Source organism: Ruegeria sp. HKCCSP346, from assembly GCF_017872595.1.
In the GTDB taxonomy this organism is placed as follows: Bacteria; Pseudomonadota; Alphaproteobacteria; order Rhodobacterales; family Rhodobacteraceae; genus Ruegeria.
In genome coordinates this window covers 188,371-197,448 of record NZ_JAEDOT010000007.1, presented here as the reverse complement: position 1 = coordinate 197,448, position 9,078 = coordinate 188,371, and the positions used below count along the sequence as shown (strand labels likewise).

Here is a 9,078-nt window from a genome sequence, read left to right as displayed (position 1 = left end):
TGCCGCCAAGCTCGACGTGAAGGTCATACAAGGGCGTGCGCTTCGGTGTGGTCATGATCCGGTCAACTTCCGATTATCCAAAGGTCAAAATGCATAACCGTCAGTCTGCCCCAAGCCGCATAGAATGCAATGATTCCACCCGGTTTTTAGTGAAACACCGATCCGTAGAAGAGGCGGTATACAGACGCATGCACCATGAATGTTCCTATAGGAAACTTTTTTCCGTTAGGCAACAACCCTTGTTTCCATCGCGTGAATTCCCTGGCGTCCGACCGGATACCAGAGGGAAGGATTTCACCGTCGATACATACCTTCTTCGGGATTTCTCGGCGCAAAGTGACGTTCAGACAGAGAGGGACCGCACCGCACGCACCAGAACTTCAAGCCCGGCAATCAAGTCGACCTCTGCGGTATCTTCTGCAAAATCATGGCTGATACCGTCGATCGAGGGCGTGAACAGCATCGCGACCGGCATCAGGCGAGACACATTGGTGGCATCGTGCAAGGCCCCCGAGGGCATCCTGCGCCACCGACCCGGTGCGACCTGTTCTGCACCGCGTTCAAGAGCGCAGCGCAAGGTCGGATCCATGGCAACGGGATCCAGCCCCAGCATGGGGCCGTAATCCAAGCTCATCCCCATTTGCTCAGCGGTTTCTTGTGCTGTCGCCCGAATGATCTCCTCCATCCGGGCCAAACGGTCTGCATCAGCATCGCGCCATTGCATCGAGAACCGAACCCGTCCCGGCACGATGGACGAAGCGTTTGGATGCAGGTTGACCCGCCCGATGGTCCAGACCGTCTGCGGCGTGACGACATTGCGAAACCTCTCATTGAGCCGGGTGTTGAACAGGGACAGGGCCTGAAAGGCGTCGCGGCGCAGGTGCATGGGGGTGGTGCCGGCGTGGTTCTGCTGACCTTCGAATGTGATCGACATATCGCGGATGCCAACGATATCGGTGACGACTCCGATTTGGTCTCCGGACGCGTCCAGTGAGGGGCCCTGTTCGATATGCATCTCTATGAAGCCATTGAAACGGGACGGGTCCACGAATCCCTGGGACAGATCTGCCATAGACGATCGGGCCTGGCCAAAGCTGACGCCCGCCCCATCGGTCAACACATCGGCTTTTTCCAGAGACAACCCGCCCGACCAGACAGCAGAACCTGTGGTCACGCCAAACCGCCCCTCTTCGTCCTGAAAGCTGACAACTGAAATGGGACGGTCGACGGAACGTGCAACTTCCAGTGCGGCGATGACGCCAAGGGCGCCGTCCAGCCAGCCGCCTTCGGGCTGACTGTCGGAATGTGATCCCATCAACAGCGAAGGGCCGGACGCCAATCCGAACAGGTTTCCCACCGGGTCAAACTGCGGAGTCAGGCCCGCTTCGCGCATACGTCCGGCAAGCCACTGGCGCGCAGCGATATCCGCGTCGGAATAGGCAGGGCGGACAACCCCCTTGCCCACTCCTGCGGCACCAAATGCACGCAACTTATGCAGGTCGGTCAGAAAACGCGTGTGATCGACGGTCATATACCCCTCCGAAGGTTTGTTCGGGGCGAACCATAGCCAGAAACAGAAAAGGAGCGAGGTTTTTTTCGACAGGCGTGAAACCCCTCTGGCACCAGAGGGGAACCTGCCCTAAGACTTCGGCGCAAGAGGGACCGACATGTCACATATCACATTGGTGCGTCACGGGCAGGCAAACACAACGGCGCGGGACGAGGCAAGCTATGACAGGCTCAGCGACTTGGGGCATCAGCAGGCGCGTTGGCTGGGGGCGCATCTGCGCGACACCCGCAGCCACTATGCCCGGGTCTATTGCGGCACCCTGACCCGTCACGCCGAGACAGCGGACAGCATGGGATTGCACGATCCAATCCGTGACGCGCGACTGAACGAGATCGAGTATTTCACGCTGGCGCAACTGTTCGAGGACCAACACGGCGTCGCGATCCCCACCGACCGCGAAGGTTTCGTCGAACACCTGCCCAGAACATTTGCGGCCTGGGCCAATGGCGAAATCAAGAACCCGCCGGAAACCTTCGAAGAATTCGAGACGCGCGTGCGCGACGCGCTGCACGAGATCGGGACCGAGGGCGGACCGGCCATCGTCGTGACCTCGGGCGGGTTGATTTCGATGGTGGTGCGGCAGGCGATGGGGTTGGATATCCCGTCAATGGCACGGGTGGCCCTTGCCATCATGAACACGTCGATGCATCGTCTGCATCCGATTGGCGCTCAGCTGAGCCCGGTTCTTTTCAATGCCGTTCCGCATCTGGAAGCCCCTGATCGGCAGTTCGCGCAGACCCACCTGTAACCAGATCGGAGACGCCTGATGCAGCTCTACTATGCACCCCGAACCATCTCGGTCGCTGTCGCGATCGCACTGGAAGAGGCCGGGCTGGAATACGAAGCGATCAAACTCGACTTCGCCGGGGGCGAACAGACGAAACCAGCTTACAAGCAAATAAACCCCAAAGGCCGCGTTCCGGCGCTGGTGGTGGATGGCGGCATCCTGACTGAAACCGGAGCCCTGCTGGAATTCGTTGCAGCCAAGGCCCCCGAGGCCGGGCTGGTGCTGGCTGATCCGGTGATGGCTGCCCGGATGCGCGAAGTGATGTTCTACCTTGCCTCGACCATGCATGTGAACCACGCGCACAAGCTGCGCGGGCACCGCTGGGCCGACAAGAAATCCAGCTGTAAAGACATGAAAGACAAGGTCGCGCAGACGATGACCGCGTCCTGCGATTATATCTCGTCGAACGGCCTGCGTGGTCCATTTGTGCTGGGCGAGGCGTTCTCGCTGGCCGATGCCTATCTGTATGTGGTGTGCAGCTGGCTGGAAGGCGATGGCGTGGACGTTTCAGCCTTTCCCAAAATCGTCGCCTTCCGTGAGGCGATGGAGGCACGCCCTTCGGTTCAGGCAGTGCGTGCTGCCGGAATGCTCTGACAAAAGGAAATAAGATGACACATCTCTGGGTCCGGGCAGAACAGCGCCCGAACGAAGAACGGGTTGGGCTGACGCCGGAAGGTGCCGCCGCGCTGATCGCGGCCGGCATCCGCGTGACGGTCGAGGAAAGCCATGCCCGCGCCATTCCACTGGACGGCTACAAGGAAGCAGGCTGCGAGATCGCGCCCGAGAATTCCTGGCCCGAGGCCCCGCTGGACGCGATCATCTTCGGCCTCAAGGAACTGCCCGAAGACGGTACACCCCTGCCCCACCGCCACATCATGTTCGGCCATGCCTTCAAGGGCCAGCATTCGGGCCGGGCTCTGCTGGAACGGTTCAAGGCGGGCGGCGGCACGCTATATGATTTGGAATACCTTGTGGATGAAGATGGTCGCCGGGTCGCCGCATTCGGCTATTGGGCAGGCTACGCGGGCGCGGCGGTGACGCTCAAGACCTGGGCGGCGCAGCAACGGGGCGAGATCTGCGGCCCTGTCGGCGTCTATCCCGGCAAGGACGCGCTGAACGCCGAACTTCTGGCAGAATTGGACGCCACAGGCGCGCCCCGGCCCCGCGCCATCGTCATCGGAGCTTTGGGCCGTGTAGGCACCGGCGCCGCAGACCTGTGTGAGGCGATGGGCGTCGCGGTCACCAAGTGGGACATGGCCGAAACCGCGCGCGGTGGGCCTTTCCCGGAAATCCTCGACCTTGATCTGTTCCTGAACTGCATCTTCGCGCGCCCCGGAACGCCTGTCTTCGTCCCGCGCGAGGCATTGACCGCCCCGCGCAAGCTGACCGCCATCGGTGACGTGGCCTGCGACCCGGACAGCGATTACAACCCGGTGCCCGTCTATGACCGCGCCACCACGTGGCAAGAACCCGCCCTGCGCGTGGCCACCGACCCGGTGATGGACGTGATGGCGATCGACAACCTGCCGTCGATGCTGCCGGTCGAAAGCTCGGAAGACTATGCCGCGCAACTGCTGCCGTCCTTGCTGACTCTGACCGATCTGGACAGCGGTGTCTGGGGTCGGGCAGAAGCAACTTACAAAACGCATATTGAAGGACTCTGAACGATGACCATTCATTGGTGTGGCACCGGCCTCTCGGCCATTCCCGGCCTGCGTCGCCTGTTCGAAGGCGGCCACAAGGTCACCGTGTGGAACCGGACCGTCGACAAGGCCAGGGCCGAGGTCGGAGACCTGACCGATGACATCCGCGCCTTCGACATCGACGCGCTTGGCGCCGTACTGGAGAAGGGCGATGTGATCGTCTCGATGCTGCCGGGCGACTGGCATGTACCGCTTGCGGACCTGGCAATTTCGAAACAGGCCAATTTCGTCTCGTCCTCGTATATCGCGCCCGAGATGCGCGCGCTGGACGACAAGGCGCGCGACGCCGGCGTCGCACTGGTCAACGAGGTCGGGCTGGACCCGGGCATCGATCACCTGATGGCGCATGCGCTGGTGGACGACTACCGCGCCTCCGACGCCTTCGACCCGAAAAACCACCTGAGCTTCATTTCCTATTGCGGCGGCATTCCCAAGAACCCCAACCCGTTCCGCTATAAATTCAGCTGGTCGCCGCTGGGCGTGTTGAAAGCGCTGCGGTCGCCGTCGAAATCGATCCGAGATTACGCGCCGCTGGACGTTGCCCGCCCCTGGGATGCGATCAGCAGCTATGTCGCGCCGCTGCCCACACCGGAGAGCTTCGAGGTCTATCCGAACCGCGATTCGATACCCTTCATGGCGCAATACCATTTCGAGGATCACTGGCCGGTCAAGGAATTCGTCCGCGGCACGCTGCGTCTGAACGGCTGGGCCGACGCGTGGTCGGATGTGTTCACCGAGATCGAAACCCTGTCCGGCCCGGAAGGGGATGCGCGTCTGAAAGAGATGTCGGACCAGTTCTGGGAGGAAAACGCCTATGACGAAGGCGAGCCTGATCGTGTTGTGTTGTGCGTGGGATTGAAGGCCGAGAAAGACGGCGTCGAAGTCTGGCACAAGACCTATGTCATGGATGCCTGGGGCGACGAGCGTGGCACGGCGATGGCGCGTCTGGTGTCGATTCCGGTCTCACTTGCGGTCGAGGCCGTATTGAACCGCGCCATCCCGGCCGGTGTTCACGCGGCCCCCAGCGATCCAAAGCTGGTGCAGGGATGGATGGGTGAAATCGAAAAGCTGGCCCAACATCTGCAAATCGTCGATCACACGGCCTGAATGCAAAAAAGCCATTCCAGACTGCCTGGAATGGCTTTCATTGTTCCACTTTACGCATGTTGTCCTCGTTCGGGTTTCCCTCACCCGGACTTCAGATATACCGCTGGATGGTATCTTCGATATCACTGCGGTTGATGCCCAGCTCGGACAACTGATGATCGGTCAAAGCATTCAGATGCTGGGCTGCGCGGACAATATCAGGGCTGATCGAACGGATTCGCATGGCACGATCGAACAGCAAAAGCGCAGTGGCGGCCGGAGCCGGTTGATTGGTGGGCGGTACGACGTCGAACATTCTGGTAACCTCGCTAACATGCTTTTGGGGATTGTCTCAGTTCACGCTGAATGCTTGATCACTGCCGGTATGGCTTGTTGTGATACACACTTTCATATGCGCGTCTTTTGATCTGATCCCGCTGGATGCCGATGTCGGCCAGTTGTACGTCATCAAGCTTTTCCAGATCCCGCACGGTTTTCGAAAAAATCCGGCGGCGGAAATGCTCGACCTTTGCTTCTGCATAGTTTGAAAACAGACCGTCAAGCAGGCCACCCCGGCCTTCGAATGTTTGTGTATGTGCCATGTCTTTCTCCTCCTGAACTCAATGTCTTTGTCTTCCTGACATCAGATTTGGGAAGGCTGCCTTAACGTTGCCAAACCGGTTCATTAAGGTTTGTTAAGACTGTATTGGAGGGAAAGTTCGGGCTGGACCGGCGCGTTGATTACAGTCTTCGATCCAGGCCCGCGACATGTCTTTTCAGTGGCGGATCAAGATAACGCGAATGTCGATCCGTCGCAGAAACCGCCCCTTTGCAGGCAGGTCACATCAGATCGTTTTCAACGTCCTCGGCTGATATCCCCAGCGCGTCCAGACCGTTCTCAAGGTGGTCTGACATGTGCGGAGTGCCGATCAGGTAGTCGGCACAGGGGGTCGAGGCCTCGGCCTTGGCAGTGGCAATCGCTTCGGCCAGATCCTCGGCGAAAAAGCTTTCGCGGCCGATCCACATGATGGCAACCAGTTCGGCTTGCTCGTCTTCGCTCATACGTTCGATGAAGGCGCGCATTTCACCTTCTGCCCGGTTCAGCTCGCGCCCCATCATGGCAATCTGAGCGACCTTTCTTGCCGATATTTCCAACATGCATCAGCTCCTCGTGTTCGCGGTTGTTGTGCCATCACAATCACCGAACGGGGGGCGAGTCTTTGATCTTACGCAAACAACGGCCCTCGTTCCGCGCACGCGAAATCGGCCGGTCCGGTACCGGTTGCCTACGAAACGGGCGAAAGGTGGCTTTTTTCAACCACAGCCTGAAAGCCTGCCAGACGATCAGTGCAAAGGTTCTCCGGGCGCCGAATGGCCGCCGCAGCAAGGACCACAGAATCACGCGGTTCGTCAGGGGTTGCCGCGGGCCGGTCAGCGTCGCGATCAGCCCACCATCAGCGCGCCCGTAATCAATCCAGACACCGACGCGATCCGCGCGATAGTCGAAGCGGAACGTATAGCTGCCTTCGATTTTCTGAAACGGTGAAACATGCATCAGCTTGTCCGCCACCACCCTGTCAGTCGGTTCGATGACCGAGAAATCGGGTTTGTGACACAGGTAACTGTGACGGGTGCCATAGGTATTGGTGACCTCGGCCACCACCGCATAAAGGTGATCGCTGTCGTCAAAACAGAACCAAAAACTGACGGGATTAAAAACGTGCCCCAAAACGCGCGGTTGCGTCAGCAACTTGAAACGCGCCGGTTGTTGCACCGACATTTCATCAAACCGCGCGCGGAGCCACTGGGCCCCTTCCCCGTGACCCGGCTCTCCCCCATGGTCGGTGGTGCGCCAGTTCGTGACATTCGCGCGATCAACCGAAAACAGCAAAGGGGTGTCCAGCTCTGCTTCGGGGTCCAACAGGATGTAATCGACCGAGTATCGGAATGCGTTTTCAATCGCACCCTTGCGCCCGTGATAGGTATGACCCGCGATATGGTCTATTTCCTGCGTCATCCGCTGCTTTCTGGCCTTCCCGTAAACGCCTTGAACTGCACTGATTTCCCTCAGATGCTGGCAATTCTGATACGGCAATTTGCACAATTTGGATCATAATGTCCCGATAAAGTGATCCGGCTTGGGGAACGCGCCGTAATGAGGTTATGTTTACCGAGATCGATACCGTGACCTTGGACGAACCTGCGGCTGAACCGGCCGCCCTTCAGCCTCGGCGCGAAAAGAAACGCATCAAGGGTAGACGGGTGAACGGAAGTAACGGCGGGCGCGAGACCAGAACCGAATGGGTGGATCACGTCAGGCGCATCCGCGACGCGCAGGACCAGGCGGCATTTGCCGAACTGTTCCAGCACTTCGCGCCACGGATCAAGGCGTTCCTGATGAAGTCAGGATCAGACGCCACGATGGCCGAGGAGTGTGCGCAGGAGGTGATGGCGACCTTGTGGCACAAAGCCCATCTGTTCGACCCGGCGCGGGCAACAGTGGCTACTTGGGTATTCACGATTGCTCGGAACAAGCGCATTGACGTTCTGCGAAAGCAACGCCGCCCCGAACCCGAAGAATTGTGGTGGGGTCCCGAGGCCGAGCCTGAGCAGGACGATGTCATCGCGCTGCAACAAGAAACCGCGCAGCTTCGCACCGCTTTGACAGGGTTGCCAGACGCGCAGAGAGAGCTGATCGAAAAGGCGTATTTCGGTGATCTGAGTCACCGCGAAATTGCGTCTCAGACCGGGTTGCCCCTGGGAACGATCAAATCACGAATCAGGCTGGCGCTGGACCGCTTGCGCCATGCAATGAACTGAGATGAGTATGATGAGTAAGTCGATCAAACATCACCTGACAGATGACCTGCTGATGGCATACGCAGCAGGCAGTCTGCCCGAGGCATTCGACCTGATGGTCGCGACGCATCTGTCGCTCTGCGACCATTGCCGTGCGCGGGCGGAAAGTTACGATGCCGTAGGTGGGCATGTTCTGGAGGAACAGACTGTATCCATCGCCATGAGTGATACATCTCTGGCCGCGACTATGGCGTTGATCTCCAAAGGTGCGCCAGCGGCCAAACCGGCGCGTCCGAACTGTTCGGTATTGCCGGCCCCGTTGCAGGATTATGTCGGCGGCACGGTTTCGGATATCCGATGGAAACCGATCGGCATGGGTGTGAAACAGGCCATTCTGCCGACCACAAGCGAGGCCTCGGCCCGGTTGCTGTTCATTCCAGCCGGAACGGCTGTACCAGATCATAGCCACAACGGTATAGAATTGACGATGGTGCTTCAGGGCGCATTCTCGGACGAAGTGGATCGCTTCGCCCGTGGCGACGTCGAGATCGCGGACGAGGATTTGGAACACACGCCTGTGGCGGACATTTCGGAAGACTGCATTTGTCTGGCGGTTACGGATGCACCGTTGAAATTCACCAAGCTGATGCCACGCCTGTTCCAACCCTTCCTGCGCATCTGAAATTGCCCGCGAGGGCCGCGAGCGGCGTGTTTGAAAGGAATGATCATGTTCGCAAGACTTGCTGTGTGCGCCCTTCTCGTTGCTGTCGCGCCCGTCGTATCGGCCCAAATGTCGGCCGAGGTTCAGTTTCAGCCCGGCAATTTTGGCACCATGGTCAGCGGAACCATCTCAGGAGATGAGTACTTCGACTATTCGCTGGGCGCCAAAGCCGGGCAGGAGATGTTTGCCGATCTTCAGGTCAGCGACACCAATGGTAACGGCGTGATCTATTTCAACATCCTGCCGCCGGGCAGCGACGGTGTGGCGATTTATAACGGGTCGATTGACGGCAATACGGCTCGGATCACCCTGCCCGACGATGGAGACTATACGATCCGCGTCTATCTGATGGGCAATGACAGGGATACCGGAAAAACCGTGGGGTACAATCTGGACCTGTCCATCCAGTAGA

At 59.2% G+C, this 9,078-nt stretch carries 12 protein-coding genes; 7 read left to right on the top strand and 5 right to left on the bottom strand.

Translation table 11 applies throughout. The annotated features are described in order from the left end of the window. Positions 1–343: 343 nt before the first annotated feature. The gene (locus tag I9185_RS17420) at positions 344–1,531 is read right to left on the bottom strand and encodes a Zn-dependent hydrolase (protein ID WP_210093693.1); all 1,188 of its coding nucleotides are present in this window, start codon (positions 1,529–1,531) and stop codon (positions 344–346) included. A 136-nt stretch (positions 1,532–1,667) separates the two neighbouring features. Here I9185_RS17420 and I9185_RS17415 point away from each other — a divergent pair, with 136 nt between their 5' ends. The 4 genes from I9185_RS17415 to I9185_RS17400 are packed head-to-tail and all read left to right on the top strand — an operon-like array spanning position 1,668 to position 5,167. After that, a complete protein-coding gene (locus I9185_RS17415) occupies positions 1,668–2,318 on the top strand; it encodes a histidine phosphatase family protein (protein ID WP_171637248.1) in 651 nt (216 codons plus the stop codon). An 18-nt stretch (positions 2,319–2,336) separates the two neighbouring features. Beyond that, positions 2,337–2,951 (top strand): glutathione S-transferase family protein, encoded by a 615-nt coding sequence (locus I9185_RS17410; protein WP_210093692.1) that lies wholly within the window; start codon positions 2,337–2,339, stop codon positions 2,949–2,951. A gap of 14 nt (positions 2,952–2,965) precedes the next feature. Beyond that, positions 2,966–4,021: a saccharopine dehydrogenase gene (locus tag I9185_RS17405; RefSeq protein ID WP_210093691.1), complete on the top strand. Its 1,056-nt coding sequence runs from the start codon at positions 2,966–2,968 to the stop codon at positions 4,019–4,021. Positions 4,022–4,024: 3 nt separating this feature from the next. Further along, positions 4,025–5,167 (top strand): saccharopine dehydrogenase family protein, encoded by a 1,143-nt coding sequence (locus I9185_RS17400; protein ID WP_210093690.1) that lies wholly within the window; start codon positions 4,025–4,027, stop codon positions 5,165–5,167. A 91-nt stretch (positions 5,168–5,258) separates the two neighbouring features. Here the strand turns inward: I9185_RS17400 and I9185_RS17395 are convergent, their stop codons facing one another. The 4 genes from I9185_RS17395 to I9185_RS17380 all read right to left on the bottom strand — a co-directional run bounded on the left by I9185_RS17395 (position 5,259) and on the right by I9185_RS17380 (position 7,163). Then, a complete protein-coding gene (locus tag I9185_RS17395; RefSeq protein ID WP_171724662.1) occupies positions 5,259–5,462 on the bottom strand; it encodes a DUF1127 domain-containing protein in 204 nt (67 codons plus the stop codon). Between the two features lie 58 nt (positions 5,463–5,520). After that, positions 5,521–5,748 carry a DUF1127 domain-containing protein gene (locus I9185_RS17390; protein WP_171637256.1) on the bottom strand — a complete coding sequence of 76 codons (228 nt, stop codon included), beginning with the start codon at positions 5,746–5,748 and terminating at the stop codon, positions 5,521–5,523. Positions 5,749–5,986: 238 nt separating this feature from the next. Beyond that, positions 5,987–6,304 carry a DUF3775 domain-containing protein gene (locus I9185_RS17385; protein ID WP_117871872.1) on the bottom strand — a complete coding sequence of 106 codons (318 nt, stop codon included), beginning with the start codon at positions 6,302–6,304 and terminating at the stop codon, positions 5,987–5,989. A 40-nt stretch (positions 6,305–6,344) separates the two neighbouring features. Further along, positions 6,345–7,163 (bottom strand): DUF1365 domain-containing protein, encoded by an 819-nt coding sequence (locus tag I9185_RS17380; protein WP_171637258.1) that lies wholly within the window; start codon positions 7,161–7,163, stop codon positions 6,345–6,347. A 146-nt stretch (positions 7,164–7,309) separates the two neighbouring features. On the opposite strand from I9185_RS17380, the gene I9185_RS17375 reads away from it, so the two are divergent. The 3 genes from I9185_RS17375 to I9185_RS17365 are packed head-to-tail and all read left to right on the top strand — an operon-like array spanning position 7,310 to position 9,077. Further along, positions 7,310–7,966, top strand: a complete 657-nt coding sequence (locus I9185_RS17375) for a sigma-70 family RNA polymerase sigma factor (protein ID WP_210093689.1) — start codon at positions 7,310–7,312, stop codon at positions 7,964–7,966. 10 nt (positions 7,967–7,976) lie between these two features. After that, a complete protein-coding gene (locus I9185_RS17370) occupies positions 7,977–8,627 on the top strand; it encodes a ChrR family anti-sigma-E factor (RefSeq protein ID WP_171637471.1) in 651 nt (216 codons plus the stop codon). A gap of 45 nt (positions 8,628–8,672) precedes the next feature. Then, positions 8,673–9,077 (top strand): hypothetical protein, encoded by a 405-nt coding sequence (locus I9185_RS17365; protein WP_171637262.1) that lies wholly within the window; start codon positions 8,673–8,675, stop codon positions 9,075–9,077. Position 9,078: the final 1 nt, after the last annotated feature.

Excerpts from the sequence above, each read along its gene's own strand:
- I9185_RS17390 (WP_171637256.1), bottom strand. The coding sequence starts at position 5,748 with ATGGCACATACACAAACATTCGAAGGCCGGGGTGGCCTGCTTGACGGT.
- I9185_RS17405 (WP_210093691.1), top strand. The coding sequence starts at position 2,966 with ATGACACATCTCTGGGTCCGGGCAGAACAGCGCCCGAACGAAGAACGG.
- I9185_RS17370 (WP_171637471.1), top strand. The coding sequence starts at position 7,977 with ATGAGTAAGTCGATCAAACATCACCTGACAGATGACCTGCTGATGGCA.
- I9185_RS17365 (WP_171637262.1), top strand. The coding sequence starts at position 8,673 with ATGTTCGCAAGACTTGCTGTGTGCGCCCTTCTCGTTGCTGTCGCGCCC.
- I9185_RS17410 (WP_210093692.1), top strand. The coding sequence starts at position 2,337 with ATGCAGCTCTACTATGCACCCCGAACCATCTCGGTCGCTGTCGCGATC.
- I9185_RS17385 (WP_117871872.1), bottom strand. The coding sequence starts at position 6,304 with ATGTTGGAAATATCGGCAAGAAAGGTCGCTCAGATTGCCATGATGGGG.
- I9185_RS17395 (WP_171724662.1), bottom strand. The coding sequence starts at position 5,462 with ATGTTCGACGTCGTACCGCCCACCAATCAACCGGCTCCGGCCGCCACT.
- I9185_RS17375 (WP_210093689.1), top strand. The coding sequence starts at position 7,310 with ATGTTTACCGAGATCGATACCGTGACCTTGGACGAACCTGCGGCTGAA.
- I9185_RS17400 (WP_210093690.1), top strand. The coding sequence starts at position 4,025 with ATGACCATTCATTGGTGTGGCACCGGCCTCTCGGCCATTCCCGGCCTG.
- I9185_RS17420 (WP_210093693.1), bottom strand. The coding sequence starts at position 1,531 with ATGACCGTCGATCACACGCGTTTTCTGACCGACCTGCATAAGTTGCGT.
- I9185_RS17415 (WP_171637248.1), top strand. The coding sequence starts at position 1,668 with ATGTCACATATCACATTGGTGCGTCACGGGCAGGCAAACACAACGGCG.
- I9185_RS17380 (WP_171637258.1), bottom strand. The coding sequence starts at position 7,163 with ATGACGCAGGAAATAGACCATATCGCGGGTCATACCTATCACGGGCGC.